The organism is Streptomyces sp. NPDC027672, assembly GCF_055566335.1.
This window is the reverse complement of the sequence record NZ_JBVHSO010000003.1, coordinates 1-26,261: the sequence shown is the minus strand read 5'-3', so window position 1 is coordinate 26,261 and position 26,261 is coordinate 1. Positions and strand designations below refer to the sequence as shown.

Sequence of the window (26,261 nt, the reverse complement as noted above, 5' to 3'; positions counted from 1 at the left end):
CACGGGGCACAGAGGGCATAGCGGGGCATAGAGGGGCACGGCAGGTACAGCGGGCACCCGGTCCGGGCAGGCGCCGAGGCCGCTGGGGGCGCGGCGGCCGGTGGCCGCGCAGGGCGGGCGCGCCCTGGCGCCGCAGGGGACACACAGCGGGCCGCGGGGACACACAGCGGGCCGCGGGGGCAGCGGGCCGCGGGTCAGCCGGCGGTGTCGTCCAGCGTGCCGGGCGACAGGCCGAGTTCCCGTTCGGCGGTGGTGACGGGCATGCGGAGCACCGCGGGCGGGCGCCGGGGCACCGCGGTGTTGGCGTGGACGCCCAGGCCGTCGAGGACGACGAGGAGCTGGACGGTGACGGCCGCCGGGTCGTCCGTGGCGAACTCGCCGGCGGCCACGCCGTCCCGGACCAGGCCCTCCAGCCGGCCGCGCCAGTCGGCCTCCTGCCGTGCGACCCGGTCGCGCAGCACGGGCCGGTAGCGGCTGAGGTGGCGGGCGTTGATCCACAGGCGGCTGATCGCGTCGTACGCCTCTCCGGAGGTGCGGGCGAGGAAGCGGGCCAGGTGCCGGGTGGGCGTTCCGATCGGACGCGCGGCCGGCAGGAGACGGTCGAGCTCCCCGGCCGCCGCGCTGCCGAACGCCTCGGCGACGAGTTCCTCGGCGGACGGGAAGTAGTGGCTGATCAGGCCGGGGCGGACGGCGAGTTCCTCGGCGATCCGGCGGAGGGTGACGCACTCGAGGCCCTCTGCCAGGGCGACGGCCGCGGCGGCGTCGACGATCTCCGCACGGCGGGCGGCCGGGTCCTTGCGGATCCGCTTGCGCTGAACGCTTGACGACATGACCACGATGCTATTGAGTGTGCGACCAATAAGCAACTGGTCACGCGCCCAACAAGCGGCCGGGCCGGTCCCACCGCTCCCGGAGGGCCCCATGGCGTCCACGCTCCCCGACCCGCACCCCGGCGCACGGCCCACGGCCGCGGAGGGCGGCACCACCGCGTCCGGGGCCCCGGGGCACACCGCCGGTGTCGAGACGCACGGCATCGACCCCGTCCCGGACTCCGAGCGCCGGGGCCGGCCGCGCGAGCTGTTCTCCGTGTGGGCCGCAGCCAACGTCAACTACCTGAGCCTGGTGGTGGGCGGCGCGCTGGTGCTGACGGGCCTGAACCTGTGGCAGGCGCTGGCGGTGATCGTCGTCGGCAATCTGTTCTGGCTGCTCACCGGTCTGCTGGCGGTCCCGGGCCCGGCGGCGGGCGCACCGAGCGAGGTGGTGACCCGGGCGCTGTACGGGGTGCGCGGGAACCGGGTGAACAACGCGGTGACCGGCTGGCTGATCTCCGTGTGCTACTTCGCGCTGAACCTGGCCGCGGCGGCGACCGCGGCCTTCTCCCTGGCGGCCCGGACCGGCCTGCCGCTGAACACCGGCGTAAAGGCGGCCGTCGTGATGGGCATCGCCGCCGTGACGCTCGCCATCAGCGTCTACGGCCATGCCGCGATCGTCCGGCTCTATCCGCCGATCACGCTCGTGCTGACGGCGGTGTTCGCGGTGCTGGGCGTGGCGGTGCTGCGGCACACCGACTTCGGCCACGTCCCGGGACAACACCCGGCCGGCGCCGCCCCGTGGGCGACCGCGCTGTCCGGTGTCGCCCTCATCGCCTCCGGTCCGCTCTCCTACACCACCAGCGCGGACTTCTCCCGCTACCTGCCGCGCGGCACGTCCGCGCGGGCGGTGGCCGGCTGGACGGCCCTCGGCGGTTTCGTGCCGGGCGTGCTGGTGTGCGGGCTCGGCGCGTGTGCCGCGACCGCCGTCGACATGGGCGACCCGCAGTCCTCCCTCCAGCGGCTGCTGCCCGGCTGGTTCCGTCCCGTCTTCCTGCTCGCGCTGGTCCTCGGCACCATCGCGCTGAACGCGCTGACCGCCTACAGCGCCGGCCTCGCCCTCCAGGCGGTCGGCCTGCGGATCCGGCGCTCGCTCAGCGTCCTGGTGGACGGCGCCGTGTCCGTGTCGCTCACCCTGTACGCGCTGCTCGTCTCCGACTTCCTCGACACCGTCGGTGACGTGCTCCAGCTGACCGTGCTGCTGCTCGGTCCCGGTACGGCCGTCTACGCCACGGACATCGTGCTGCGCCGCAACCGCTACGACGGGCCCGCCCTCGCCGACGAGACCCCGGGTGGGCCGTTCTGGTACACCGGCGGGGTCAACCGGTCCGGTGCGCTGGCCCTCGCGGCGGGTGTGACGGCCTCCGCGCTGTGCGTCGACAGCGTCTACACCGGTCCCGTGGCCGCCGCCCTGGGCGGTATCGACCTGGCCCTGCCGGCCGGCCTGGTGGTGGCCTCGGGGACCTACGCCCTGCTGGCGCGGCGGACCGTGCGCGCCGGCTGAGGCGGGCCGCACCCGTCCGCCGGCCGCAGGGCCGCGCCGTACCGCCTGTCCGCCTCCTATCCCCAATGCCCGCTACTGGACGCCTTTCTGACCGTCGGTCAGACTGGGCGGATCGTCGGCAACCCGCTGTCCGGGACGGTGACATGGCAACGGATGAGGAGACCCCGCGCGTCGCACTCACGCCGGGCGCCGCGGAGCTGGTGCGCCGGCTGCGCGCCGAGCACGGGCCGCTGATGTTCCACCAGTCCGGCGGCTGCTGCGACGGCAGCGCCCCGATGTGCTACCCCGAGGGCGAGTTCCGCACCGGCGGCTCGGACGTGCTGCTGGCGGAACTGGCGGTGGCGGGCGTGCCGGAGCCCGTCACGTTCTGGATGGCGCGCGACCAGTACCAGGCGTGGCGCCACACCCGGCTGATCGTGGACGTCGTCCCGGGACGGGGCAGCGGCTTCTCGCTGGAGGCACCCGAGGGAGTGCGTTTCCTCACCCGTTCTCGCGTAGTCGACGCCGGGTAGTCCCGCCGGCCGCCCGAGTCTGCTGCACTGCCCTTGCACTCGGGGACAGTTGACGAGACATCAGGAGGCACGGTGTCCAGACGCGGGCGTTCGGCGGCGGGCAGGACGGTTCTCACGGTGGTCACGGCGGTCGGTGTGCTGGCCGGTGCGGCCCTGGCGGGCGCGGCGCCCGCCGGGGCCGCACCGGCGGGCCGGCGGATCGCGCCGGGCGTCACCTACCGGCAGTTCGACGTCGACGCGGCGGCGGGCACGGCCCGCGTCCACCTGCTCACGGTGGACCTGGCCGACCCGCACGTCCGCGTCGGCCTGCTGTATCCGGGCACGGTGGCGGCCCGGGCGACCGTCTCCCGGCTGGCGGACTCGGCCGGCGCGGTCGCCGGGGTGAACGGCGACTTCTTCCACATCACCGAGACCCAGCACCCGGGCGTGCCGGCCACCGGCGCGGCCGTCGGACCGGCCGTGGCGGGCGGGCAGCTCCTCAAGGCGGCGGTGCCGAAGGGCCAGCGGTTCGGGCCCGCGCTGCCGCCGGGCACCGACACCCGGGACGTGTTCGGTGTGGGCACCGACGGACGGGCCCGCCTGGACCGCCTCTCCCTCGTCGGCTCGGTCGGCACACCGGACGGGAAGCTGCCGCTGAAGGGCCTCAACCAGTACGCGCTCCCGGTGAACTCCGTCGGCGCGTTCACCGCGCGCTGGGGCAGCGCCTCCCGGATGCGCGCCGTGTGCGGCACCGACAGCCAGCGGTCGGCGCCGTGCAGCGACGACACGTACGAGGTGACGGTGCGCGGCGGCCGGGTCGTCTCCGCCGCCGGCGCCCCGGGCAGCGGGGCGATCCCCGCGGACACCACCGTCCTGGTGGGCCGCGAGGAGGGCGCGCGGCGACTGCGCGAGCTGTCCCCCGGCGATCCGGTGGACGTCTCGCACACCGGGGAGGCGGCCTCGTCCGGGGTGCCGTACGCGTTCGCGATCGGCGGGTTCCCGGTCCTGCGGGGCGGCGCCCCGCTGTCCGGCCTGGACGGCGAGACCTCGGCGGTGCGCACGGCCGTGGGCATCAAGGGCGGTGGCCGGCACCTGCTGCTCCTGGCGCTGGACGGGGCCGCGGCCTACCGCGGCGGACTGACCGTCGCGGAGGAGGCGGACGTCATGCGGTCGCTGGGCGCCTCCGACGCCTTCAACCTCGACGGCGGCGGCTCCACGGAGCTGGTGACCCGCGAGGACGACGCCGCCGCCGTGACCGTGCGCAGCCATCCCAGCGGCGGGGCCGAACGGCCGGTGCCCAACGGCATCGGCGTGTTCTCCGCCGGCTGAGGCCGGCCGGGTCAGGGCCGCAGGCTGCTCACCAGGTCGGCGGTGGCGGTGAGTCCGCCATGGATGGTGGGCGCCATGCTGGTGCCGGCCAGGCAGAAGCCGAGCAGCATGCAGACCAGGGCGTGGGAGACCTTCAGCGCCCCGCAGCGCATGAAGATCACGGCCAGGATCAGCAGCAGCAGCACCACAGAGATGGAAATGGCCATCGGAACCTCCTCCGCCACGCCCGGTGTGCGGCGTTCGGCCGCAAGTGTGGCGTAGCGGAGGGTTCGTCCGGGTCGCTGACGTGTCCGCCGAACGTGTGGTCTTGGGCGTCTTGGGCGGACCGCCCGGCCCGGGCCGCCGTGACGGAGCCCGCCCCCGGTCGGGGGCGGGCCTCAGCCGGGGCGGGTCAGGGTGCCTGGAGGTCGACCAGTCCCGCCAGCGCCTCGCGATGGGCGCCCGCGGTTCCGTAGGCGATCGAATCGGCCTTGGCCCGCTTCAGATACAGGTGCGCCGGGTGTTCCCAGGTCATGCCGGTCCCGCCGTGCAGCTGCACCGCCTCCTCGGTGGCGTGTACGGCGACGGGGCCGGCGTAGGCCTGGGCGACGGCCACCGTGATGTCGGTGTCCGCGCCGGAGGCGAGCGCGTCGGCGGCCGCGCGGGCGGCGGCCCGGAGGTGGACGACCTCCAGCCACAGCCCGGCGAGCCGGTGCTTGAGCGCCTGGAAGCCGCCGACCGGCCGGTTGAACTGCTTGCGCTCCTTCAGGTACCGGACGGTCTCGGTCAGCGCCCAGTCGGCGACCCCGAGCTGCTCGGAGGCGAGCAGTCCGGCGGCGGCGCGCAGGGCCCGGCGTACGGCGGGCTCCGCGTCGCCGACGCGGCGGCCGGGCGCACCGGCCAGCCGTACGGTCGCGGGCGGCCGGGTCAGGTCGAGGGGGGTCTGCGGGACGACCGTGACGGCGTCGGCGGCCACGGCGTACAGGCCGCCGTCGTCGGCCGGGACGAGCAGCACGTCGGCGACGGCCGCGTCCGCGACGCCCGTCAGCTCGCCGTGCAGCGTGCCGTCCGCCACCCGTACGGCCGGGAACGCGGCGGCCGGGCCGGTGTGCAGGCCGACCGCCAGGACGCCGACAGTCCGCCCGGAGGCCAGCCGCGCCAGCAGGTCGTCGTCGGCGCAGGCGAGCAGCGCCTCGGTGGCCACGACCGCGCTGGTGAGGTACGGCACCGGGGCGACGGCCCGGCCCAGTTCCTCCAGTACGACGGCCGCCTCGCGGTGGGTGGCGCCCTGGCCGCCCCGCTCCTCGGGCACCAGCAGCCCGGCCAGGCCCATGTCCTCGGCGAGCGACTTCCACAGGGCGCGGTCGTGCGGGGTGTCCGTCTCGGCGCGGGCGAGGACGTCGGCCGCCGTGCAGTGGTCCGTGAGCAGGTCGCGGACGGCGGCGCGCAGCGCCTCCTCCTCCTCGGAGTACAGCAGGTCCGTCATCGGGCGAGGTCCTTCCAGGCGACGTCCTTGTCGGTGCGCGGCTCGGCGGGCAGGCCGAGGACGCGCTCGGCGACGATGTTCAGCAGCACCTCGCTGGTGCCGCCCTCGATGCTGTTGCCCTTGGAGCGCAGATAGCGGTACCCGGCGTCGCGGCCGGTGAAGTCGACGTGCTCCGGGCGGCGCATGGTCCAGTCGTCGTACAACAGGCCCTCGGCACCGCGCAGTTCGACCTCCAGGCCGCTGATCTCCTGGTTGAGGCGGGCGAACGCCAGCTTCATGCCGGCGCCCTCGGGTCCGGGCTGGCCGGCCACGAGCTGCTGGCGCAGCCGCTCGCCGGTGAACCGGGCGACCTCTGCCTCCACCCACAGCTTCAGCAGCCGCTGGTGCAGTTCGTGGGTGCGCAGTTCGGGGCGTTCGCGCCAGGTCCGCGCGACCGGGCCGATCATGCCGCCCTCGCGGGGCAGGGCCATGCCGCCGATGGCGACGCGTTCGTTGTTCAACGTGGTCTGCGCGACCCGCCAGCCCTCGCCGACCGCGCCGAGGCGGCGGTCGTCGGGGATGCGGACGCCGGTGAGGAAGACCTCGTTGAACTCGGCCTCGCCGGTGATCTGGCGCAGCGGCCGGACCTCGACGCCCGGGTCGGTCATGTCGCAGACGAAGTAGGTGATGCCCTGGTGCTTGGGCACGTCCGGGTCGGTGCGGGCGATGAGGATGGCCCAGCGGGCGAGGTGGGCGCTGGACGTCCACACCTTCTGCCCGTCGACCACCCAGGTGTCGCCCTCGCGGACGGCCCGGGTGCCGAGCGCGGCGAGGTCGGACCCGGCGCCGGGCTCGCTGAACAGCTGGCACCAGACCTCCTCCCCGGTCCACAGGGGCCGCAGATAGCGCCGCTTCTGCTCCGGTGTGCCGTACGCGAGGATCGTCGGCGCGGCCATGCCGAGGCCGATGCCGATGCGCCGGGGATCGTTGCCGGGGGCGCCCGCCGCGTCCAGCTCGGCGTCCACGACGCCCTGGAGGGAGCGCGGGGCGCCCAGTCCGCCGAGGCCCTCGGGGTAGTGCACCCAGGCCAGGCCGGCGTCGAACCGGGCCCGCAGGAAGTCGAGGCGGCCGGTGCTCGCGGGAGGATGGAGCTCGAGCAGCTCCCGGGTGCGGCGGCGCAGTTCTGCGGCGTCGGTCATGCGGCGGCTCCGTTCTCCAGGACGACGGCGATCCGGCCGGTGGTCACCCCGTCGGCGACCCGCTGCACCGCACCGGGCGCCTCGGCGAACGGCACCCGCTCGCTCACCAGCGGCCGTACGACGCCCCGGGCGGCCAGCTCGGTGAGCTGCTCGTGGCAGTGCCGGACCAGCTTCGGGTTCTTGGTGTTGTACAGGCCCCAGTGCAGGCCGAGGATCGAGTAGTTCTTCACCAGGGCGTGGCTGAGGGCGGGGCTGGGAATGGTGCCGCCGGCGAAGCCGACGACGACGATCCGGCCCTCGAAGGCGACCAGTTTGGCGGACTGGGCGTAGGCCGTGCCGCCGACCGGGTCGTAGATCACGTCGGCGCCCCGGCCGCCGGTGGCCTCCTTCACGGCGGCGACGACGTCCTCGGCGTGCCGGTCGACCACCACGTCACAGCCGAGATCCCGGGCGACGGCGGCCTTGTCCGGGCCGCCGACCACACCGATCACGGTGGCGCCGGCCGCCTTGCCGAGCTGGACGGCGGCACTGCCCACGCCGCCGGCGGCGGCGTGCACGAGCAGGGTCTCGCCCGCCTGGAGGTGAGCGCGGCGGTGCAGCCCGAACCAGCCGGTCTGGTAGCCGATGTGCAGGGCGGCGGCCTCGGCGTCGTCCAGCGAGGCGGGCGCGGGCAGCAGGGCGCGGGCGTCGGCGAGGACGTACTCGGCGAACCCGCCGTGCGGCAGCACCGGGTTGGCGATCACCCGGCGGCCGTCCTCGGTCTCGCCGCAGACCTCCACGCCGGGCGTGAAGGGCAGCGGCGGGCGCACCTGGTACTGGCCCCGGCACAGCAGCGCGTCCGGGAAGTTGACGTTGGCGGCGCGCACCCGCAGCAGCACCTGGCCGTCACCGGGTGCGGGGCGCTCCACCTCGACCAGGCGCATCACCTCGCTCGGCTCGCCGTTCTCCTGCACTTGCCATGCCTGCATGCGGGCCTCCACGGGACTGCTTCGTCTGACCGGGTCCGACGGCATACTAAGCGGTCGCTTGCTGATGAGGGAACAGCGACCGCCCGCCGATCGGGAACAGCGATGGGTCACAGGCCGGGCACACCGGCCGGGAACAGCGGTCGCCCACCGGCCGGGAACACCGGCGGCTCACCGGTCGGGAACAGCCGCCGCGCCGGCCGGTTCAGGTGCCGTCGGCCGCGTCCCCGCGGGCCGGCCGGGCCCGCACGTGCATCCGCTCCCCCTGCGGCCCGAACAGGCTCAGGAACTCCACCGGCCCCTCCCCCGCCGGCCCGAACCAGTGCGGCACGCGCGTGTCGAACTCGGCGGCCTCCCCCGGGGACAGCACCACGTCGTGCCGGCCGAGCACGAGCCGGAGCCGCCCGGACAGCACGTACAGCCATTCGTAGCCCTCGTGGGTGCGCGGGTCGGGCTCGGCGGTCCGCGGCGGCTCGACCACCTTGTACGCCTGGAGGCCGCCGGGCTGCCGGGTCAGCGGGAACAGCGTCCGCCCGTGCCGCTTGATCGGTTTGGCCCGCACCCTGGGGTCGCCGACCGGCGGGGCGCCGACCAGCTCGTCCAGCGGCACCTGGTGGGCCTGGGCGATGGGCAGCAGCAGCTCCAGGCTGGGCTTGCGCAGGCCGGACTCCAGCCGGGACAGGGTGCTCACGGAGATGCCGGTGGCCTCGGACAGCGCCGCCAGGGTCACCTGCCGGTCCTTGCGCAGGCGCCGCAGCCGCGGACCCACCTCGGCGAGGACGTCGTCGGTACTCATATCCGCATTGCAGGTTCGGCAAGCACGTTTGTCAATACGGCAGGGCGGGCGACGGCCGGGGCCCAGGCGGTCCAAGCAGGGGGGAACGCGGCCGGCCGCGGCTGCCGGGCCGGTGCCGCGCTCCCACGCGGAACGGCCGACGGCCGGTCTGGGCGCGTCCGCGGGGGTGTGGACCGGGCCGTCGCGGTGCACCATGACTGCATGCTGCTGACCCGGCTGGCCCAGGTGTCCCAGGAGGTCGCCGCGACGGCGGCCCGGTCCCGCAAGACCGCGCTGCTCGCGGAGCTGTTCCGGGACGCGGAGGCGGACGACGTGCCGATCGTCATCCCCTATCTGGCCGGACGGCTGCCGCAGGGCCGGATCGGCGTCGGCTGGAAGGTGCTGGGCCGCCCCGTGCCGCCGGCCGCCGAGCCCTCCCTGACCGTGCGGGACGTCGACGCCCGGCTCACGGAGCTGGGCCAGGTGTCCGGGCCCGGTTCCCAGGCGGAGCGGGCCCGGCTCGTCGGCGAGCTGATGGGCGCCGCCACCGAGGAGGAGCAGCGCTTCCTGCGCGGCCTGCTCACCGGCGAGGTCCGCCAGGGCGCCCTGGACGCGGTCGCGGCGGAGGGACTGGCCCAGGCGACCGGCGCGGCCCCGGCGGACGTGCGGCGGGCCGTGATGCTCGCCGGGTCGCTCCAGACGGTGGCCCGGGCGCTGCTCGGCGAGGGACCGGCGGCGCTGGAGCGGTTCCGGCTCACGGTCGGCTGCCCGGTGCTGCCGATGCTGGCGCACAGCGCGTCCTCGGTCGCCGAGGCGGTGCAGAAGCTGGGCGCCTGCGCGGTGGAGGAGAAACTCGACGGCATCCGGGTGCAGGTGCACCGGGACGGCGACACGGTACGGGTGTACACCCGCACGCTGGACGACATCACCGGCCGGCTGCCCGAAGTGACCGCCGCCGCGCTGGAGTTGCGGGGCGAGCGGTTCATCCTGGACGGCGAGGTGATCTCCTTCGACGCCGCGGGCCGGCCCCGCTCGTTCCAGGAGACGGCGGGCCGGGTCGGCTCCCGCACGGATGTGGCGCGGGCCGCCGAGGAGACCCCGGTCTCCCCCGTCTTCTTCGACGCGCTCTCGGTCGACGGCCGCGATCTGCTCGACCTGCCGTTCGCCGAGCGGCACGCGGAGCTGGCCCGGCTGGTGCCCGGGCCGATGCGGGTGCGGCGGGCGGTGGCCGCGGGGCCCGAGGACATCCCGGAGGCGGAGCGGTTCCTCGCCGCCACCCTGGCCCGCGGCCACGAGGGCGTGGTGGTCAAGGCGCTCGACGCGCCCTACAGCGCGGGCCGGCGCGGCGCGTCCTGGCTCAAGGTCAAGCCGGTGCACACCCTCGACCTGGTGGTGCTGGCCGCCGAGTGGGGCCACGGCCGCCGCACCGGCAAGCTGTCCAACCTCCACCTCGCCGCCCGCGATCCGGACGGCGGCTTCAAGATGCTCGGCAAGACCTTCAAGGGCATGACGGACGCGATGCTCGCCTGGCAGACCGAACGGCTGCTGGAGCTGGCGGTCGAGGACGACGGGTGGGTGGTGCGGGTGCGCCCCGAACTCGTCGTGGAGATCGCCTACGACGGCCTCCAGCGCTCCTCCCGCTACCCGGCCGGCGTCACCCTCCGCTTCGCCCGCGTGGTCCGCTACCGCGAGGACAAGCGCCCCGAGGAGGCCGATACCGTGGAAACCCTGCTGGCAGCCCACCCGGAGGTCAGACCGTGACGGTGCGGACGACGAAGCGCAGCGCGGGACTGCTGTTGTTCCGGCACACCGGTCGGGGCCTGGAGGTATTGCTCGGTCATATGGGCGGTCCGTTCTTCGCGAAGAAGGACGCGGGAGCGTGGACCGTGCCGAAGGGCGAGTACGACGCGGGGGAGCCGGCCTGGGAGGCGGCCCGGCGCGAGTTCCAGGAGGAGCTGGGGCTGCCGCCGCCGGACGGCGAGGCCGTGCCGCTGGGCGAGGTCGTGCAGTCCAACGGCAAGATCGTCACGGCGTGGGCGGTGGAGGCCGACCTCGACCCGGAGGCGGTCAGCCCCGGCACCTTCACCCTGGAGTGGCCGCCGCGCTCCGGCCGGACCCAGGAGTTCCCGGAGCTGGACCGGGTGGCCTGGCTCGCCCCGGACCGGGCGCGTGCGCTGATCATCCCGGCGCAGACCGCGTTTCTCGACCGGCTGGCGGAGCACTCGGGCTGACCAGGGCCTGTCGCGTTGCGCCGTACCGGAGCGCGCGCGAAGGTCGAGACAAGCCCGCTCCCAGGGAGGTCGGCCATGCCCATCGCGACGGTGAACCCGGCGACCGGTGAGACGCTCAAGACGTACGAGCCCATGGGCGAGGAGGAGCTGGAGCGCCGGCTCCAGCTCGCCGAAGCCACGTTCCGCACCTACCGGACGACCTCGTTCGCGGACCGCGCCCGGCTGCTGAACCGGGCTGCCGACCTGCTGGACGAGGACCGGCAGGAGATCGGCCGGATCATGACCACGGAGATGGGCAAGCCGGTCGCGCAGGCCCGCGCGGAGGCCGCCAAGTGCGCCAACGCCATGCGCTGGTACGCGGGGCACGCCGCGGACCTGCTCGCCGACGAGGAACCCGCCGAGGCGGACGTGCGCGACTCCGGTGCCTCCCGGGTGCGGGTGCGGTACCGGCCGCTCGGTCCGGTGCTCGCCGTGATGCCCTGGAACTTCCCGCTGTGGCAGGTGATCCGGTTCGCCGCGCCCGCGCTGATGGCCGGGAACGTGGGCCTGCTCAAGCACGCCTCCAACGTGCCCCAGACCGCCCTGTACCTGGAGGACCTGTTCCACCGCGCGGGCTTCCCGGAAGGCTGCTTCCAGACGCTGCTGATCGGTTCCGCCGCGGTGGACGACATCCTGCGCGACGAGCGGGTGAAGGCGGCCACCCTGACCGGCAGCGAGCCCGCGGGCCGGGCGGTCGCCGCCACCGCTGGCGAGATGATCAAGAAGACGGTGCTGGAGCTGGGCGGCAGCGACCCCTACGTCGTCATGCCCTCCGCCGACCTGGACCGGGCGGCCGAGGTCGCGGTGACCGCGCGCGTGCAGAACAACGGGCAGTCCTGCATCGCCGCCAAGCGGTTCATCGTGCACACCGACGTGTACGACGCCTTCGCCGAGCGGTTCGTCGCGGGCATGCGGGCCCTGAAGCTCGGCGACCCGCTCGCGGAGGACACCGAGGTCGGGCCGCTCGCCAGCGAACGGGGCCGCACCGACCTGGAGGAGCTGGTCGAGGACGCCCGGCGTGGCGGGGCCGAGGTGCTGTGCGGCGGGGAGCGGCCCGACGGGCCCGGCTGGTTCTACCCGCCGACCGTGCTCGCCGGCCTCACCCGGGAGATGCGCGTCCACCGCGAGGAGACGTTCGGACCGGTCGCCACGCTGTACCGGGCGGCCGACCTGGACGAGGCCGTGCTCATCGCCAACGACACGCCGTTCGGGCTGAGTTCCAACGTGTGGACGCGCGACGAGGCGGAGGTGGAGCGGTTCGCGCGGGACCTCCAGGCCGGTGCCGTGTACGTCAACGGGATGACCGCCTCCCATCCGGCGTTCCCGTTCGGCGGCGTGAAGCGCTCGGGGTACGGGCGTGAGCTGTCCGGGCACGGAATCCGGGAGTTCTGCAACATCACCACGGTTTGGCAGGGTGCGTGAGGGCCGCGCGGCTACCATCCCGTTCTGTGAACCGCGAAGTGACCCTGCCTCTGATCGTCGACGACCGCGGTGCCTTGCAGGTGGCCGCGGCCGACGTGAGTAAGTTGTTGCGGACCGTGGGCGCGCGGTGGCTGCACCTGGTCGAGGCGGGCGAGCAGGGGCTCGACGAGGACACCGTGGCCGCGCTGACCATCGAGCTGGCCAAGCTGGCGGACCGCATCGACGTGGCGTGCATCGCCCACAGCAGCGGGGCGCCGTAGCCCTCCGGCCGGCAAACCACCACCGGCCTGCCGCCGGGTCCCCGCGGCCACCGGGACCCGGGACGGGGCCCGGCGCCGTAGCCGGGCCCGGGACCGCCACACAGCCGCCGTAGCCGAGCCCGGGCCCGGGACCGCCGAAGCCGGGCCCGGGGCCGCACCGCCGCCGTAGCCGGGCCCGAGCCGTCACACCCGCGCTCGCCCCGCCGGAGCCGGGCCGGCCCACCGCACCCGCTTCCCGGCGCCCGCGGTCGCCACCGGCCTGCCGCGACCGCCGCCGCACCCGCACCCGCACCCGCACCCGCACCCGCACCCGCACCCGAGCCATCGGAACTGGCTCGCCGGACGCCCGTCGTCCCCTCCGGCAGCTCGGGCCTAACGGGCGCACCGGTGTTTTCCCTCGTCCGGGGGCAGGAATCGCCCTCCGGGCCGGACCCCCGCGTCCCCGGTTCGGAGTAATCCAACGCGAGATCATCGCCCTCCCGGGTGACGGTGGGTGCAGCACCCACAGGGGCGGACTCACCTTCTGACCGGTGGGCGACGGCCTTCCGGAACGCGGAACGCGGAAAGCAGGGACGGTTCATGGCGACTTTGTGCAAGCCCTCGGTGTCGGTCCCGGAGTATGTGATCACCATGGAGGAGACGCTGGAGCTGGCGCGCTCCCACCACGCGGACCACCCACAGCTGCCACTGGCCCTCCGGCTGATCGAGAACACCGGCGTCAAGACCAGACACATCGTCCAGCCCATCGAGGAGACCCTGAAGCACCCGGGCTTCGAGGAGCGCAACAAGCTCTACGAGGCCGAGGCCAAGGCCCGGGTCCCCGCGGTGATCCAGCGCGCGCTGGACGACGCGGAGCTGCTCACCCGGGACATCGACGTGATCATCTACGTGTCGTGCACGGGCTTCATGATGCCCTCGCTCACGGCGTGGCTGATCAACGAGATGGACTTCGACAGCACCACCCGTCAGCTCCCGATCGCCCAGCTGGGCTGCGCGGCCGGCGGCGCGGCGATCAACCGGGCGCACGACTTCTGCTCGGCCTACCCGCACGCCAACGCCCTGATCGTGGCCTGCGAGTTCTGCTCGCTGTGCTACCAGCCCACCGACCTCGGCATCGGCTCGCTGCTGTCCAACGGGCTGTTCGGCGACGGCATAGCCGCCGCCGTGGTGCGCGGCCGCGGCGGCACCGGCGTCAGCCTGGAGCGCAACGGCTCCTACCTGATCCCGAAGACCGAGGACTGGATCGCCTACGACGTCCGGGCCACCGGCTTCCACTTCCTGCTGGACAAGCGGGTGCCCGCGACCATGGAGCCGCTCGCCCCGGCGCTGAAGGACCTGGCCTGTACGCACGGCTGGGACGCCTCCGACCTGGACTTCTACATCATCCACGCGGGCGGCCCGCGCATCCTCGACGACCTCAGCACGTTCCTGGAGGTCGAGCCGCACGCGTTCCGGTTCAGCCGGGCCACGCTCACCGAGTACGGCAACATCGCCAGCGCCGTCGTCCTGGACGCGCTGCGCCGGCTGTTCGAGGAGGGCGGCACCGAGGACCGGGCCCGCGGACTGCTCGCCGGGTTCGGCCCCGGCATCACCGCGGAGATGTCGGTCGGCCGCTGGGTGAACGGGGACGGGGCCGGGCGATGACGACGGCGCAGCCGGCACTCGCCCGGACCCTGCCCCCGGTGCGGCACTGGCCGGCGCTCGACCTGCCCGGAACGCAGTTCGACCCGGTGCTGGCCGATCTGATGGCGGAGGGCCCGGTCACCCGGGTCCAGCTCCCGCACGGCGAGGGCTGGGCATGGCTGGTCACCCGGTACGACGATGTGCGCAAGGTGGCCAACGATCCCCGCTTCAGCCGGGAGGCCGTCGTGGACCAGCAGGTCACCCGGCTGGCTCCGCACTTCATCCCGGAGCCGGGCGCGGTCGGCTTCCTCGATCCGCCCGAGCACACCCGGCTGCGCCGCTCGGTGGCCGCCGCGTTCACCGCCAAGGGCGTGGAGCGGGTGCGGGACCGGGCGCGGGCCGTGCTGGACGAGCTGGTCGGCGAACTGCTGCTCGGCGGCCCGCCCGCGGACCTCACCAGCGCGGTGCTCGGACCGTTCCCGATCGCGGTGATCTGCGAGCTGATGGGGGTCCCGGCCGCCGACCGGCACGCCCTGCACACCTGGACGGACCTGATCCTGTCGGCCGCGCACGGCAAGGACGTCAGCGAGCGGGCCAAGCGGGAGATGGCGGCGTACTTCGGCGAACTGATCAGGCTGCGGGAGGGCAGTGCGGGCGAGGACGTCACCTCGCTGCTGGGAGCGGCGGTGGGCCGCGGCGAGATCACGCCGGCGCAGGCCGTGGGCCTCGCCGTCCTGCTGCAGATCGGCGGCGAGGCGGTCACCAGCAACAGCGGGCAGATGTTCTACCTGCTGCTGACCCGGCCCGGTCTGCTGGCGCGGCTGCGCGCGGAGCCGGAACTCCGGTCCCGGGCCATCGACGAACTGCTGCGCTACATCCCGCACCGCAACGCGGTCGGTCTGTCCCGTGTCGCCCTGGCGGACGTGGAGATCGGCGGGGTCCGCATCCGCGCGGGCGACGCGGTGTACGTCTCCTATCTGGCCGCCAACCGGGACCCGGAGGTCTTCCCGGACCCGGAGGGCATCGACTTCGCGCGCAGCCCGAACCCGCACGTGGCGTTCGGCTTCGGCCCGCACTACTGTCCCGGCGGCATACTCGCCCGGCTGGAGGAGGAACTGCTGACGGACGTCCTGCTGGACCGGGTACCGGGCCTGAGGCTCGCCGTGCCGCCGGATCAGGTGCCGTTCCGGAAGGGCGCGCTGATCCGTGGTCCCGAGGCCCTTCCGGTGACGTGGTGAGCCGCCCCATGACCGAGACCGAGGGACTGTACGTGCCGCCGGGGCACGGCCGGGTCGTCGCGACCCCGGCCCAGCGGGTGACCTTCAAGGTCACCGGCACCCACTCGCGCATGGCCTCCACCTTCGAGGTGGAGGTGCCGCCCGGGTTCGACGTGGGCGCCCATGTGCACACCCGCAGCGAGGAGTTGTTCTACGTCCTGGAAGGCGAACTGGACGTCCTCGCCTTCGAGCCGCGCGTCCGCACGCCCGACAACTGGCGGAAGTGGGAGTCGCGTTCGGGCAGCCGGGTGGTGCGCGCGACACCGGGCACGGTCATCGTCGTCCCCCCGGGCTGTCCCCACGCGTTCGCCAATCCGACGCAGACGACCGCGAGGATGTTCTTCCAGGCCTCTCCCCCGCCGGACCACGAGCGCTACTTCGAGGAACTGCTGGAGATCCTGGCCGACGGCGGCCCGCCGGACCAGGAGGCGATCGAGGCGCTGCGCGCGAAGTACGACATCGAGCAGCTCACGCCGCTGCGGCACAAGTGATCCGCGCGCCGGGGGGCGGGCGCCGCGGCCGGCCGGGGCGGGCCGGCAGGTCCGCGGCCCGCCCGCGCCCCCACGGCGCTAGCGGATGGGCATGCCCGACAGCGTCCGCGCGATGACGAGCCGCTGGATCTCGCTCGTCCCCTCGAAGATGGTGTAGATGGCCGCGTCCCGGTGCATCCGCTCCACCGGGTACTCCCGGGTGTAGCCGTTGCCGCCCAGGATCTGGATGGCCTGCGCGGTCACCTTCTTCGCGGTCTCGCTGGCGAACAGCTTGGACATCGACCCCTCGGCCGCGGTGAACGGCTTGCCGTTGACCGCCATCCACGAGGCCCGCCAGACCAGCAGCCGGGCGGCGTCGATCTGGGTGCGCATGTCCGCGAGCTGGAAGGCGATCCCCTGGTTGTCGATGATCGGCCGCCCGAACTGCTCCCGGGTCCGGGCGTAGTCGAGGGCGACTTCGTAGGCGGCCCGGGCCGTGCCCACCGCCATGGCGCCGACGGCCGGCCGGGAGGCCTCGAAGGTGGCCATCGCCGCGTTCTTCACCCGCTCGCCGCCCGCGGCCCGCGCCTTCTCCCGGGCCCGCGCGAGCCGCTCGTCCAGCTTCTCCTTGCCGCCGAGCAGGCAGGAGCCGGGCACCCGGACGCCGTCCAGGACGACCTCGGCGGTGTGCGAGGCGCGGATGCCGTGCTTCTTGAACTTCTGCCCCTGGGACAGGCCGGCCGTGCCCGGCGGGACGATGAAGGAGGCGTGGCCCTTGGAGCCCAGCTCCGGGTCGACGACGGCGACGACCACGTGGACGTTGGCGATGCCGCCGTTGGTCGCCCAGGTCTTGGTGCCGTCGAGCACCCACTCGTCCTTGGCCTCGTCGTAGACGGCGCGGGTGCGCAGGGAGGCCACGTCGGAGCCGGCGTCGGGCTCGGAGGAGCAGAAGGCGGCGACCTTGACGTCGTTCGGGTCGCCGTACATCTGCGGGATCCAGGTGCCGATCTGCTCGTCGGTCCCGTTGGCGAGGACGCCCACGGCGGCGAGGCCGGTGCCCACGATGGACAGGGCGATGCCCGCGTCGCCCCAGAACAGCTCCTCCATGGTCATCGGGATGCCGAGGCCGGTGGGGTCGAAGTACTGCTGGGCGTAGAAGTCGAGGGAGTAGATGCCGACCTTGGCGGCCTCCTGGATGACGGGCCAGGGCGTCTCCTCGCGCTCGTCCCACTCGGCCGCCGCCGGGCGGATCACGTCCGCGGCGAAGCCATGGAGCCAGTCCCGGACTTCCCTCTGTTCGTCGTTCAGCTCCATGGTGAACTCGGCCATGTCCCCTCCAGCGGCGGTGGTGCGATGTTACTAGCGGTAACGAGAGTCTGTTACCGGCGGGTAGGAAAAGTCAACCGCTGATGACGGCTCGGCATCCCGTTCGATGCCGGGGGCGCCGTCAGTGTTAGTTTGCGCAGGCGTCACCGAATCAGCACGGGTGGGGAGACCACATGGACACCACACAGCGGACCGATCAGCAGCGGTCCGCCGACCGCCGACGGCGTGAGCTGCTGGAGGCCGCCGACCGGGTGGTGCTGCGCGACGGCCCACAGGCGTCGATGAACGCGATCGCGGCGGAAGCGGGCATCACGAAACCGATCCTGTACCGGCACTTCGGCGACAAGGGCGGTCTTTACGCGGCCTTGGCCAAACGGCACACCGACGCCCTGCTGGCCTCGCTGCGGGCGGCGCTGGACGCCCCCGCCGGCCGGCGCGAGCGGGTCGAGTCCACGCTGGACACCTACCTCGCCGCGATCGAGGCCCGGCCCCAGGTGTACCGCTTCCTCATGCACCCGGCGGAGGGCAGCGCCGGCGGGGACCACGGCTTCGACGTCGGCAAGCACTCCGTGCCGCTGCTGCGCAGGATGGGCGAGGAGCTGGCCCAGGTCATCGAGGAGCGGGTGGACCTCGGCCCGGAGAGCCAGCGGCTGGCCCGGGTCTGGGGGCACGGGATCGTCGGGATGATGCACGCGGCGGGCGACTGGTGGCTGGGCGAGCGGCCCTGCTCGCGCGGCGAGCTGGTGCGGTCCCTCGCGGACCTGCTGTGGGGCCGGCTCGCGGCCGCGGGGGACCGAGCGGGAGGTCCCGGGTTCTGACGGCCGCGCTCCGGCGTGCGGCCCTTCCGCACCCCGCCCCGGACAGGTCACCTCACCGGCGCCAGGGAGCCCGGTCGAGCTGCCGGGCCAGCCTGCGCCCGCGCCAGCCCGTGAGGCGGTCGGCGTACACCCGGCCCGCCAGGTGGTCGCACTCGTGCTGGAGGCACCGGGCGAAGAAGCCCGTGCCGTGGACCGTCACCGGCTCCCCGGTCACCGTGCGGCCCTCGACCACCGCGTGGTCGTAGCGCTCGGTCCCCGCCTCCAGACCCGGCAGGGACAGGCAGCCCTCCGGACCCCGGACCACCACGCCGTCCGCCTCGGCCAGCCGGGGGTTCACCACATGGCCCAGGTGCCGCACGTCCTCGTCGTCGGGACAGTCGTAGACGAACACCCGCAAAGGCACCCCGATCTGATTGGCCGCCAGCCCGACCCCGCCCGCCGCGTACATCGTGGCGAACAAGTCCTCCACGAGCGCGGCCAGATCGGGACCGAAGCCGGTGACGTCCCGGCAGGGCTCGCGCAGCGCCGCGTCGCCGAACAGGGTGAGGGGCCGGACGCGCCCGCGGGCGCCCGGAATGGAACCGTGTCGCATGGCGGCAAGGGTACGGTTCGTTCAGCTCATGCCCGCCGCGCACGGTCCCGGGCCGGGATTCGGGTGTGTGCACGGATCTCGATAGGCTGAGGTCCACACCACGCTGCCGGATGGCCCCCAGGCGCGGCGCGTACGCAAGGAGGATCGAGAACTGATGGCAGGCAACTCGGACCCGCTCACGCCGCGGGCCAAGCTGGCCGTGACCGCGGGCAAGGCGGTCGCTGCGGCATCGCGCGCCGCGGGACGCGGCAGCGGGTCGGTGATCGGCGGCCGGGTCGCGCTGAAACTCGACCCCGACCTGCTCGCCCGGCTCGCCCAGAACCTGGACGTCGTCCTGGTCTCCGCGACCAACGGCAAGACCACGACCACCCGGCTCATCGCCGAGGCGCTGCGCGCCGCGGGCCCGGTCGTGTCGAACGCGCTCGGCGCGAACATGCCGGCCGGCATCACCTCCGCGCTCGCGGGCGGCTCGGACGCGAAGTTCGGCGTCATCGAGGTCGACGAGAAGTACCTGGCCGGGGTGGCCCGGGACACCGATCCCAAGTGCATCGCCCTGCTGAACCTCTCCCGCGACCAGCTCGACCGCGCCGCCGAGACCCGGATGCTCGCCGAGAACTGGCGCGAGGGTCTGGCCGGTTCCAAGGCGGTCGTCGTCGCCAACTGCGACGACCCGCTGGTGGTGTGGGCCGCGTCCTCCTCCCCGAACGTGATCTGGGTCGCGGCCGGGCAGATGTGGAAGGACGACGCCTGGTCCTGCCCGTCCTGCGGCGGTGTGATGCAGCGCCCCGGCGACGACTGGTTCTGCGGCGAGTGCGGCTTCCGCCGGCCCACGCCGACCTGGGCGCTCTCCGGCGACCACGTGCTCGACCCGCACGGGTCCGCGTGGCCGATCCACCTCCAGCTCCCGGGCCGCGCCAACAAGGCGAACGCGGCCTCCTCCGCGGCCGTCGCCGCCGTCTTCGGGGTGCCGCCGCAGGTCGCCCTGGAGCGCATGTACCAGGTGCAGGCGGTGGCCGGCCGGTACGACGTGGTCCAGTTCCAGAACCGTGACCTCAGGCTGCTGCTGGCCAAAAACCCGGCCGGCTGGCTGGAGACGTTCTCCCTGATCGACCCGCCGCCCGCGCCGGTGATCCTGTCCGTGAACGCGCGCGGGGCCGACGGCACCGACACCTCCTGGCTGTGGGACGTCGACTACACCCGGCTGACCGGCCACCCGATCTTCGTCGTCGGCGACCGGAAGCTGGACCTCGCCGTCCGCCTGGAGGTCGCCAACCAGCACTTCCAGGTCTGCGAGAACCTCGACCAGGCCGTGCAGATGTGCCCGCCGGGCCGGATCGAGGTCATCGCGAACTACACCGCGTTCCAGGACCTGCGCCGCCGCGTCGGCAACTGATCTTCGAAGGGCGATCACCTCATGAGCGACAACCAACTGCGGCTGGTGTGGATCTACCCGGACCTGCTGAGCACCTACGGCGACCAGGGCAACGCCCTCGTCGTGGAGCGGCGGGCCCGGCAGCGCGGCCTGGACGTGGCCCGGCTCGACGTGCGCAGCGACCAGCCGATCCCGACCTCCGGCGACATCTATCTGATCGGCGGCGGCGAGGACCGTCCGCAGCGGCTGGCGGCCGAGCGGCTGCGCCGCGACGGGCATCTGCACCGCGCGGTGGAGAACGGCGCGATCGTCTTCTCGGTGTGCGCCGGCTACCAGATCCTCGGCCACGAGTTCATCAACGACCTCGGCCAGCGCGAGCCCGGCCTCGGCCTGCTCGACGTGGTCTCGGTGCGCGGCGAGGGCGAGCGGTGCGTCGGCGACGTCCTCGGGGACATCGACCCGCAGCTCGGCCTCCCCCCGCTGACCGGCTTCGAGAACCACCAGGGCGTCACCCACCTCGGCCCGACCGCCCGCCCGCTGGCCCGGGTCAAGATCGGCCGGGGCAACGGCACCGGGGACGGCACGGAGGGCGCGTACAACGGGACCGTCTTCGGTACGTACATGCACGGGCCGGTCCTCGCCCGCAACCCGCTGATCGCCGACCTGCTGCTGAAGCTGGCGCTCGACGTCAACGCGCTGCCGCCGATCGACGACCGGTGGTACGAGGCGCTGCGCGAGGAGCGCATCACGGCGGCGCAGCAGCCCGCCTGACCGACCGGCAGACCCGTTGCGGGGACGCCATCCCACGGCAGTGCGCGGGAGCGTCCCCGCGGCCGGTTCTGCGCGTAGTCCGGCCGGCTCCCGGCGGGCCCGCCTGACGGCCTGCCCGCTCACATGTGCGGGCGCGTCCAGCAGGCGGACGCCCGCTACGGCGCGACCCCCTGCCGCCGGTAGGGTGACCCGGAATCCGCCGGACAACGTGGTCCGGTCACCCGGCCCACGTCGAGAAGGTATTCGGGCTATGCGCATTGGTGTCCTCACGTCCGGCGGCGACTGCCCCGGCCTGAACGCCGTCATCCGGTCCGTCGTGCACCGTGCCGTCGTCGACCACGGCGACGAGGTCATCGGTTTCCGGGACGGCTGGAAAGGCCTTCTGGAGTGCGACTATCTGAAGCTGGACCTCGACGCCGTGTCCGGCATCCTGGCCCGGGGCGGCACCATCCTCGGCTCCTCCCGGGTCCGTCCGGAGCATCTGCGGGACGGGGTGGAGCGGGCCCGGGGCCATGTCGCGGAGCTGGGGCTCGACGCGATCATCCCGATCGGCGGTGAGGGCACGCTGAAGGCGGCCCGGCTGCTGTCGGACAGCGGGCTGCCCATCGTGGGCGTGCCCAAGACCATCGACAACGACATCGCCGTCACCGACGTCACCTTCGGTTTCGACACGGCGGTGACCGTGGCGACCGAGGCGCTGGACCGGCTGAAGACCACCGCCGAGTCCCACCAGCGGGTGCTCATCGTGGAGGTCATGGGCCGGCACACCGGCTGGATCGCGCTGCACTCCGGCATGGCGGCCGGCGCCCACGCCGTGGTCGTGCCCGAGCGGCCCTTCGACATCGAGGAGCTGGCGAAGAAGGTCGGCGCGCGGTTCGAGGCGGGCAAGCGGTTCGCCATCGTGGTCGCCGCCGAGGGCGCCAAGCCGCGCCCGGGCAGCATGGACTTCGACGAGGGCGGCAAGGACGTCTACGGCCACGAGCGCTTCGCGGGCATCGCCCGGCAGCTCTCGATCGAGCTGGAGCAGCGGCTCGGCAAGGAGGCCCGGCCGGTGATCCTCGGGCATGTGCAGCGGGGCGGGACGCCCACGGCGTACGACCGGGTGCTGGCCACGCGGTTCGGCTGGCACGCGGTGGAGGCCGTGCACCGCGGCGAGTTCGGCATGATGACGGCGCTGCGCGGGACCGACATCGAGATGGTGTCGCTCGCGGAGGCGGTGTCGGCGCTGAAGACGGTGCCCGGGGAGCGGTACGACGAGGCGGAGTGCGTGCTGTAGGAGCCACGCCGCCCGGTGGGGCGCCGTTTCGTGGTGTGCCGACCCCGGTCACGGGGGCGTCCGGTGCCGGCCGTACCCTGAGTGCGGACAGAAACCGCACAACCCCCACGAAACAGGAGCCGGCGGATGGATCACAGCGGGCACGGCATGATGACGGATCTGCCGCCGTTCACGCTGGGGCGGGGGCTCCAGTGGTCGGCGGATCCGTTCTTCCTCGTGGCCTGCCTGGTGGGCTTGGCCCTGTACGGCTGGGGCGTGCTGCGGCTGCGGCGGCGCGGGGACGCCTGGCCGGTGAGCCGTACGGTGTCGTACGTCGTCGGTGTGCTCACCGTGGCGCTGGTGATGTGCACCAGGCTGAACGACTACGGCATGGTCATGTTCAGCGTGCACATGGTGCAGCACATGGTGATCAGCATGCTGTCGCCGATCCTCGTCCTGCTCGGCGCCCCGGTCACGCTGGCGCTGCGGGCGCTGCCCACCGCGGGCAGGGGCCGCACGGGCCCGCGCGAGCTGCTGCTGTCCCTGCTGCACAGCCGGTACATGCGGGTCATCACGCACCCGGTGTTCACGATCCCGCTGTTCATCGCGAGCCTGTACGCGCTGTACTTCACCCCGCTCTTCGACTTCCTGATGGGCTCCCGGGCCGGGCACATCGCGATGATGGTGCACTTCCTCGCGGTCGGGGTGGTGTTCTTCTGGCCGATCATCGGTGTCGACCCGGGCCCGCACCGGCCGGGGTACCTGATGCGGATGCTGGAGCTGTTCGCGGGCATGCCGTTCCACGCGTTCTTCGGCATCGCGCTGATGATGGGGTCCACGCCGATGGTGGACACGTTCCGGAATCCGCCGGCCTCGCTCGGCATCGACGCGCTGTCCGACCAGAACGCGGCCGGCGGCATCGCCTGGGCGTTCAGCGAGGTCCCGTCCGTGCTGGTGCTGATCGCGCTGCTGTTCCAGTGGTACCGCTCCGAGCAGCGGCAGGCCCGGCGCACGGACCGGGCGGCCGACCGGGACGGCGACAAGGAGCTGGCCGCGTACAACGCCTACCTGGCCTCGCTCGACGCCCGCCAGGGCTGAGCGGCCGTAGCGCGCGGGCCGGAGCCGTCGGGTTCCGGCCCGCCGCCGTATCCCGTCCGGGCGGGAATCGGGGCACCATGGTCCGAGGCGGACCATGAGGAGGGTGGCGCGATGCCCGGTTCCACGAACGGTTCCACGAACGGATCCACCAGGACGATGGGGGCGCTGACGGTCGGCGGGCTGGTCCTCGTCACCGCCTACACGGTCGCGCTCGGCGGCAACGGCTGGCTGTGGTTCGGCTGGGTCGTGCTGGGACTGCTCACCCTGGCCCTGGTCGTCCTCGGCTCCTGAGCGGCGGCGCTGGCTACAGTGCCCGCATGAACAGCAGGACGCTCCCGTTCGACGAGCTGGACCGCCGGATCGTCACCGCGCTCATGGCGAACGCCCGGACCAGCTTCGCGGAGATCGGCGCGGTGATCGGGCTGTCCGCCACGGCGGTGAAGCGGCGCGTGGACCGGCTGCGGGAGACCGGCGTGATCACCGGGTTCACGGCCACGGTCAGGCCCTCGGCGCTGGGCTGGCGCACCGAGGCGTACGTCGAGGTGTACTGCGAGGGCGCGGCCCCGCCCCGGCGGCTGGCGGAGGTCGTCCGCAACCATCCGGAGATCGCCGCGGCCATGACGGTGACCGGGGGCGCCGACGCGCTGCTGCATGTGCGAGCCCGGGACGTGGAGCACTTCGAAGAGGTGCTGGAGCGGATCCGCGCCGAGCCGTTCATCCGCAAGACGATCAGTGTGATGGTGCTGTCCCATCTGCTCCCGGAGAGCCCGGAGGCGGGCGCCGCCCACGCGGCACCCGAGTGAACGCCCGCGAACGCGCAGCACCCGTGCGCGGACCAGGGAGACAACGCAGCGAAACTGCGCTGGTGCGCAGCCTTTCGCGCTTGTCGTCCGTACGCCTCCTTTCCTACCGTGGTCTCACCCAGTGACACACAGGAGAGCGGAGGTAACCCTCTGTGCCCGAGCGTCGTGTGCCGCGTCCCCGGCGATTCCTCGTCTGCGAACCCAGACACTTCGCCGTCCAGTACGCGATCAACCCCTGGATGCACCCCGGCCGGCCCGTCGACGTGGACCTCGCCCGGGAGCAGTGGCGCACGCTGGTCCGCGCCTACCGCGCCCACGGCCACACCGTCGACAGCGTCGAGCCGGTCCCCGGCCTGCCGGACATGGTCTTCGCCGCCAACGCGGCCTTCGTGCTCGGCGGCCGGGTCTTCGGCTCCCGCTTCCACGCCCCGCAGCGCCGCCCGGAGGCGGAGCGCTACGAGACCTGGTTCAAGACGGCCGGCTACGACGTGTACCGCCCCCGGTCGGTGACCGAGGGCGAGGGCGACCTGGTGTGGACGGGCCGGTACGTGCTCGCCGGCACCGGGTTCCGCACCACCCGCGAGGCGCACCGGGAGGCGCAGGAGTTCCTCGGCCACCCGGTGATCGGCCTGACCCTGGTGGACCCGCGCTTCTACCATCTGGACACGGCGCTGTTCGTCCTCGGCGACGACACCGTCTGCTACTACCCCGAGGCGTTCTCGCCGGGCAGCCGGGAGGTGCTGCGGCGGCTGTTCCCGGACGCGGTGCTCGCCACCCGCGAGGACGCGCTGGCGTTCGGCCTGAACTCCGTCTGCGACGGCCGGCACGTCTTCATCGCGCCCAGGGCCGAGGCGCTGGCCGCCCGCCTCGCCGGCCACGGCTATGTCCCCGTCCCCGTCGACCTGTCCGAGCTGCACAAGGCCGGCGGCGGCATCAAGTGCTGCACCCAGGAGATCCGCTGATGACCGCACCCGCGCGCACCCGTACGTCCGCCGAGCTGATCCGCGCCGAGGAGCCGGTCCTCGCGCACAACTACCACCCGCTGCCCGTCGTCGTGGCCCGGGCCGAGGGCACCTGGGTGGAGGACGTCGAGGGCAACCGCTACCTGGACCTGCTCGCCGGCTACTCGGCCCTCAACTTCGGCCACCGGCACCCGGCGCTGGTCGAGGCCGCCCACCGCCAGCTCGACCGGCTCACCCTCACCTCCCGCGCCTTCCACAACGACCGGCTGGCCCTCTTCGCCGAACGGCTGGCGGAGCTGACCGGCATGGACATGGTGCTGCCGATGAACACCGGCGCGGAGGCGGTGGAGAGCGGCATCAAGGTGGCCCGCAAGTGGGCGTACGACGTGAAGGGCGTCCCGGACGGCCGGGCGACGATCGTGGTCGCGGCGGAGAACTTCCACGGCCGTACGACGACCATCGTCGGCTTCTCCACGGACGAGACGGCCCGCGCCGGCTTCGGCCCCTTCGCTCCCGGCTTCCGTGTCGTGCCGTACAACGATCTGGCCGCGCTGGAGGCCGCGGTGGACGACACGACGGCGGCGGTGCTGATCGAGCCCGTCCAGGGCGAGGCCGGCGTGATCGTCCCGGACGACGGCTATCTCACCGGGGTGCGCGACCTGACCCGCCGCGCGGGCTGCCTGTTCATCGCGGACGAGATCCAGTCGGGCCTCGGCCGCACGGGCCGCACCCTCGCCGTCGAGCACGAGGGCGTCGTCCCGGACCTGGTGCTGCTGGGCAAGGCGCTGGGCGGCGGGATCGTGCCGGTGTCGGCGGTGGTGGGCCGGCGCGAGGTGCTGGGCGTGCTGCGGCCGGGCGAGCACGGTTCGACGTTCGGCGGCAATCCGCTGGCGGCGGCGGTCGGCACGGCCGTGGTCGAACTGCTGGAGACCGGTGAGTTCCAGCGCCGGGCGGCCGAGCTGGGCGCGGTCCTGCGGGACGGGCTGACCGAGCTGGTCGGCAAGGGCGTGACCGGTTTCCGCGCGCGCGGGCTGTGGGCCGGCGTGGACGTCGACCCGGCGCTCGGCACGGGCCGCGCGATCAGCGAGCGGCTGATGGGCGAGGGCGTCCTGGTGAAGGACACCCACGGCTCCACGATCCGGCTGGCGCCGCCGCTGACCATCACGGCCGGGGAGCTGCGGTCGGCGCTGGCGGCGCTGGAGAAGGTGGTGGCCTGAAGCGGCGGGGGGGGGGGGGGGGGGGGGGGGGGGGCCCCCACCCCCCCCCCCCCCCCCCCCCCCCCCCCCCCCCTCCTGTGGGCCCGCTGCCGGGGACAGGCACCCCCCCAGGGGGGGAGAACCGTGGAAGAAAAGAACCGAAGCGGGTC

Annotated in this window: 27 protein-coding genes; 19 read left to right on the top strand and 8 right to left on the bottom strand. The window is 73.7% G+C overall.

What is annotated here, in order from left to right:
- Positions 1-194: 194 nt before the first annotated feature.
- Entirely contained in the window at positions 195-830 is a 636-nt protein-coding gene (locus tag ACZ4SV_RS08480; protein ID WP_468002548.1) for a TetR/AcrR family transcriptional regulator, read from the bottom strand.
- A gap of 91 nt (positions 831-921) precedes the next feature.
- Here ACZ4SV_RS08480 and ACZ4SV_RS08475 point away from each other — a divergent pair, with 91 nt between their 5' ends.
- The 3 genes from ACZ4SV_RS08475 (at position 922) to ACZ4SV_RS08465 (ending at position 4,193) form a co-directional block, all read left to right on the top strand.
- The gene (locus ACZ4SV_RS08475) at positions 922-2,373 is read left to right on the top strand and encodes a purine-cytosine permease family protein (protein WP_468002546.1); all 1,452 of its coding nucleotides are present in this window, start codon (positions 922-924) and stop codon (positions 2,371-2,373) included.
- 143 nt (positions 2,374-2,516) lie between these two features.
- Positions 2,517-2,885 (top strand): DUF779 domain-containing protein, encoded by a 369-nt coding sequence (locus ACZ4SV_RS08470; RefSeq protein ID WP_468002544.1) that lies wholly within the window; start codon positions 2,517-2,519, stop codon positions 2,883-2,885.
- 135 nt (positions 2,886-3,020) lie between these two features.
- Positions 3,021-4,193, top strand: a complete 1,173-nt coding sequence (locus ACZ4SV_RS08465) for a phosphodiester glycosidase family protein (protein WP_468003366.1) — start codon at positions 3,021-3,023, stop codon at positions 4,191-4,193.
- Between the two features lie 11 nt (positions 4,194-4,204).
- Here ACZ4SV_RS08465 and ACZ4SV_RS08460 read toward each other — a convergent pair whose 3' ends face one another.
- The 5 genes from ACZ4SV_RS08460 to ACZ4SV_RS08440 all read right to left on the bottom strand — a co-directional run bounded on the left by ACZ4SV_RS08460 (position 4,205) and on the right by ACZ4SV_RS08440 (position 8,597).
- Positions 4,205-4,399, bottom strand: a complete 195-nt coding sequence (locus ACZ4SV_RS08460) for a hypothetical protein (protein WP_365871561.1) — start codon at positions 4,397-4,399, stop codon at positions 4,205-4,207.
- 185 nt (positions 4,400-4,584) lie between these two features.
- Positions 4,585-5,658, bottom strand: a complete 1,074-nt coding sequence (locus ACZ4SV_RS08455) for an acyl-CoA dehydrogenase family protein (RefSeq protein WP_397971410.1) — start codon at positions 5,656-5,658, stop codon at positions 4,585-4,587.
- A complete protein-coding gene (locus ACZ4SV_RS08450) occupies positions 5,655-6,836 on the bottom strand; it encodes an acyl-CoA dehydrogenase family protein (RefSeq protein ID WP_365871565.1) in 1,182 nt (393 codons plus the stop codon). Before ACZ4SV_RS08450 ends, ACZ4SV_RS08455 begins: the two co-directional genes overlap by 4 nt.
- Positions 6,833-7,804: an NADPH:quinone oxidoreductase family protein gene (locus ACZ4SV_RS08445; RefSeq protein WP_365871567.1), complete on the bottom strand. Its 972-nt coding sequence runs from the start codon at positions 7,802-7,804 to the stop codon at positions 6,833-6,835. Before ACZ4SV_RS08445 ends, ACZ4SV_RS08450 begins: the two co-directional genes overlap by 4 nt.
- Positions 7,805-8,006: 202 nt before the next feature.
- A complete protein-coding gene (locus tag ACZ4SV_RS08440) occupies positions 8,007-8,597 on the bottom strand; it encodes a helix-turn-helix domain-containing protein (RefSeq protein ID WP_365871569.1) in 591 nt (196 codons plus the stop codon).
- Between the two features lie 201 nt (positions 8,598-8,798).
- On the opposite strand from ACZ4SV_RS08440, the gene ACZ4SV_RS08435 reads away from it, so the two are divergent.
- From ACZ4SV_RS08435 to ACZ4SV_RS08405, 7 genes are all read left to right on the top strand, one after another.
- Positions 8,799-10,337 carry an ATP-dependent DNA ligase gene (locus ACZ4SV_RS08435; RefSeq protein WP_468002541.1) on the top strand — a complete coding sequence of 513 codons (1,539 nt, stop codon included), beginning with the start codon at positions 8,799-8,801 and terminating at the stop codon, positions 10,335-10,337.
- A complete protein-coding gene (locus ACZ4SV_RS08430) occupies positions 10,334-10,807 on the top strand; it encodes an NUDIX hydrolase (RefSeq protein WP_468002539.1) in 474 nt (157 codons plus the stop codon). Before ACZ4SV_RS08435 ends, ACZ4SV_RS08430 begins: the two co-directional genes overlap by 4 nt.
- Positions 10,808-10,882: 75 nt before the next feature.
- On the top strand, positions 10,883-12,268 hold the full coding sequence (locus tag ACZ4SV_RS08425) for an NADP-dependent succinic semialdehyde dehydrogenase (protein ID WP_468002537.1): 1,386 nt from the start codon (positions 10,883-10,885) through the stop codon (positions 12,266-12,268).
- A gap of 26 nt (positions 12,269-12,294) precedes the next feature.
- Positions 12,295-12,528, top strand: a complete 234-nt coding sequence (locus tag ACZ4SV_RS08420) for a DUF6213 family protein (protein ID WP_184962473.1) — start codon at positions 12,295-12,297, stop codon at positions 12,526-12,528.
- 579 nt (positions 12,529-13,107) lie between these two features.
- Entirely contained in the window at positions 13,108-14,172 is a 1,065-nt protein-coding gene (locus tag ACZ4SV_RS08415; RefSeq protein ID WP_365871577.1) for a type III polyketide synthase, read from the top strand.
- Positions 14,169-15,389: a cytochrome P450 gene (locus tag ACZ4SV_RS08410; protein WP_468002534.1), complete on the top strand. Its 1,221-nt coding sequence runs from the start codon at positions 14,169-14,171 to the stop codon at positions 15,387-15,389. Before ACZ4SV_RS08415 ends, ACZ4SV_RS08410 begins: the two co-directional genes overlap by 4 nt.
- Before the next feature lie 8 nt (positions 15,390-15,397).
- Entirely contained in the window at positions 15,398-15,919 is a 522-nt protein-coding gene (locus tag ACZ4SV_RS08405) for a cupin domain-containing protein (protein ID WP_365871581.1), read from the top strand.
- A 78-nt stretch (positions 15,920-15,997) separates the two neighbouring features.
- On the opposite strand, the gene ACZ4SV_RS08400 is transcribed toward ACZ4SV_RS08405, so the two are convergent.
- Complete coding sequence (locus tag ACZ4SV_RS08400; RefSeq protein ID WP_365871583.1) at positions 15,998-17,227, bottom strand: acyl-CoA dehydrogenase family protein; 1,230 nt, start codon at positions 17,225-17,227, stop codon at positions 15,998-16,000.
- Between the two features lie 170 nt (positions 17,228-17,397).
- On the opposite strand from ACZ4SV_RS08400, the gene ACZ4SV_RS08395 reads away from it, so the two are divergent.
- The gene (locus tag ACZ4SV_RS08395; protein WP_397941485.1) at positions 17,398-18,042 is read left to right on the top strand and encodes a TetR/AcrR family transcriptional regulator; all 645 of its coding nucleotides are present in this window, start codon (positions 17,398-17,400) and stop codon (positions 18,040-18,042) included.
- A gap of 52 nt (positions 18,043-18,094) precedes the next feature.
- Here the strand turns inward: ACZ4SV_RS08395 and def are convergent, their stop codons facing one another.
- Entirely contained in the window at positions 18,095-18,634 is a 540-nt protein-coding gene (def, locus tag ACZ4SV_RS08390) for a peptide deformylase (RefSeq protein ID WP_365871587.1), read from the bottom strand.
- 154 nt (positions 18,635-18,788) lie between these two features.
- On the opposite strand from def, the gene ACZ4SV_RS08385 reads away from it, so the two are divergent.
- The 8 genes from ACZ4SV_RS08385 (at position 18,789) to rocD (ending at position 26,112) form a co-directional block, all read left to right on the top strand.
- Complete coding sequence (locus ACZ4SV_RS08385; RefSeq protein ID WP_365871589.1) at positions 18,789-20,027, top strand: MurT ligase domain-containing protein; 1,239 nt, start codon at positions 18,789-18,791, stop codon at positions 20,025-20,027.
- 21 nt (positions 20,028-20,048) lie between these two features.
- A complete protein-coding gene (locus ACZ4SV_RS08380) occupies positions 20,049-20,777 on the top strand; it encodes a type 1 glutamine amidotransferase (protein ID WP_365871591.1) in 729 nt (242 codons plus the stop codon).
- Positions 20,778-21,027: 250 nt separating this feature from the next.
- Positions 21,028-22,053 (top strand): 6-phosphofructokinase, encoded by a 1,026-nt coding sequence (locus tag ACZ4SV_RS08375; RefSeq protein WP_365871593.1) that lies wholly within the window; start codon positions 21,028-21,030, stop codon positions 22,051-22,053.
- A gap of 126 nt (positions 22,054-22,179) precedes the next feature.
- Positions 22,180-23,130: a cytochrome c oxidase assembly protein gene (locus ACZ4SV_RS08370; RefSeq protein WP_468002529.1), complete on the top strand. Its 951-nt coding sequence runs from the start codon at positions 22,180-22,182 to the stop codon at positions 23,128-23,130.
- Between the two features lie 111 nt (positions 23,131-23,241).
- On the top strand, positions 23,242-23,421 hold the full coding sequence (locus ACZ4SV_RS08365; RefSeq protein ID WP_365875030.1) for a hypothetical protein: 180 nt from the start codon (positions 23,242-23,244) through the stop codon (positions 23,419-23,421).
- Positions 23,422-23,447: 26 nt separating this feature from the next.
- The gene (locus tag ACZ4SV_RS08360) at positions 23,448-23,933 is read left to right on the top strand and encodes an Lrp/AsnC family transcriptional regulator (RefSeq protein WP_468002527.1); all 486 of its coding nucleotides are present in this window, start codon (positions 23,448-23,450) and stop codon (positions 23,931-23,933) included.
- A 152-nt stretch (positions 23,934-24,085) separates the two neighbouring features.
- Positions 24,086-24,895: a dimethylargininase gene (ddaH, locus tag ACZ4SV_RS08355; RefSeq protein WP_365875034.1), complete on the top strand. Its 810-nt coding sequence runs from the start codon at positions 24,086-24,088 to the stop codon at positions 24,893-24,895.
- The gene (rocD, locus tag ACZ4SV_RS08350; protein WP_468002524.1) at positions 24,895-26,112 is read left to right on the top strand and encodes an ornithine--oxo-acid transaminase; all 1,218 of its coding nucleotides are present in this window, start codon (positions 24,895-24,897) and stop codon (positions 26,110-26,112) included. Before ddaH ends, rocD begins: the two co-directional genes overlap by 1 nt.
- The last annotated feature ends 149 nt before the right edge of the window (positions 26,113-26,261 follow it).

Coding starts and splice junctions, on each gene's coding strand:
- ACZ4SV_RS08480 (WP_468002548.1), bottom strand. CDS start 830: ATGTCGTCAAGCGTTCAGCGCAAGCGGATCCGCAAGGACCCGGCCGCC.
- ACZ4SV_RS08475 (WP_468002546.1), top strand. CDS start 922: ATGGCGTCCACGCTCCCCGACCCGCACCCCGGCGCACGGCCCACGGCC.
- ACZ4SV_RS08470 (WP_468002544.1), top strand. CDS start 2,517: ATGGCAACGGATGAGGAGACCCCGCGCGTCGCACTCACGCCGGGCGCC.
- ACZ4SV_RS08460 (WP_365871561.1), bottom strand. CDS start 4,399: ATGGCCATTTCCATCTCTGTGGTGCTGCTGCTGCTGATCCTGGCCGTG.
- ACZ4SV_RS08455 (WP_397971410.1), bottom strand. CDS start 5,658: ATGACGGACCTGCTGTACTCCGAGGAGGAGGAGGCGCTGCGCGCCGCC.
- ACZ4SV_RS08450 (WP_365871565.1), bottom strand. CDS start 6,836: ATGACCGACGCCGCAGAACTGCGCCGCCGCACCCGGGAGCTGCTCGAG.
- ACZ4SV_RS08445 (WP_365871567.1), bottom strand. CDS start 7,804: ATGCAGGCATGGCAAGTGCAGGAGAACGGCGAGCCGAGCGAGGTGATG.
- ACZ4SV_RS08440 (WP_365871569.1), bottom strand. CDS start 8,597: ATGAGTACCGACGACGTCCTCGCCGAGGTGGGTCCGCGGCTGCGGCGC.
- ACZ4SV_RS08435 (WP_468002541.1), top strand. CDS start 8,799: ATGCTGCTGACCCGGCTGGCCCAGGTGTCCCAGGAGGTCGCCGCGACG.
- ACZ4SV_RS08425 (WP_468002537.1), top strand. CDS start 10,883: ATGCCCATCGCGACGGTGAACCCGGCGACCGGTGAGACGCTCAAGACG.
- ACZ4SV_RS08415 (WP_365871577.1), top strand. CDS start 13,108: ATGGCGACTTTGTGCAAGCCCTCGGTGTCGGTCCCGGAGTATGTGATC.
- ACZ4SV_RS08410 (WP_468002534.1), top strand. CDS start 14,169: ATGACGACGGCGCAGCCGGCACTCGCCCGGACCCTGCCCCCGGTGCGG.
- ACZ4SV_RS08405 (WP_365871581.1), top strand. CDS start 15,398: ATGACCGAGACCGAGGGACTGTACGTGCCGCCGGGGCACGGCCGGGTC.
- ACZ4SV_RS08400 (WP_365871583.1), bottom strand. CDS start 17,227: ATGGCCGAGTTCACCATGGAGCTGAACGACGAACAGAGGGAAGTCCGG.
- ACZ4SV_RS08395 (WP_397941485.1), top strand. CDS start 17,398: ATGGACACCACACAGCGGACCGATCAGCAGCGGTCCGCCGACCGCCGA.
- def (WP_365871587.1), bottom strand. CDS start 18,634: ATGCGACACGGTTCCATTCCGGGCGCCCGCGGGCGCGTCCGGCCCCTC.
- ACZ4SV_RS08385 (WP_365871589.1), top strand. CDS start 18,789: ATGGCAGGCAACTCGGACCCGCTCACGCCGCGGGCCAAGCTGGCCGTG.
- ACZ4SV_RS08380 (WP_365871591.1), top strand. CDS start 20,049: ATGAGCGACAACCAACTGCGGCTGGTGTGGATCTACCCGGACCTGCTG.
- ACZ4SV_RS08375 (WP_365871593.1), top strand. CDS start 21,028: ATGCGCATTGGTGTCCTCACGTCCGGCGGCGACTGCCCCGGCCTGAAC.
- ACZ4SV_RS08370 (WP_468002529.1), top strand. CDS start 22,180: ATGGATCACAGCGGGCACGGCATGATGACGGATCTGCCGCCGTTCACG.
- ACZ4SV_RS08365 (WP_365875030.1), top strand. CDS start 23,242: ATGCCCGGTTCCACGAACGGTTCCACGAACGGATCCACCAGGACGATG.
- ACZ4SV_RS08360 (WP_468002527.1), top strand. CDS start 23,448: ATGAACAGCAGGACGCTCCCGTTCGACGAGCTGGACCGCCGGATCGTC.
- rocD (WP_468002524.1), top strand. CDS start 24,895: ATGACCGCACCCGCGCGCACCCGTACGTCCGCCGAGCTGATCCGCGCC.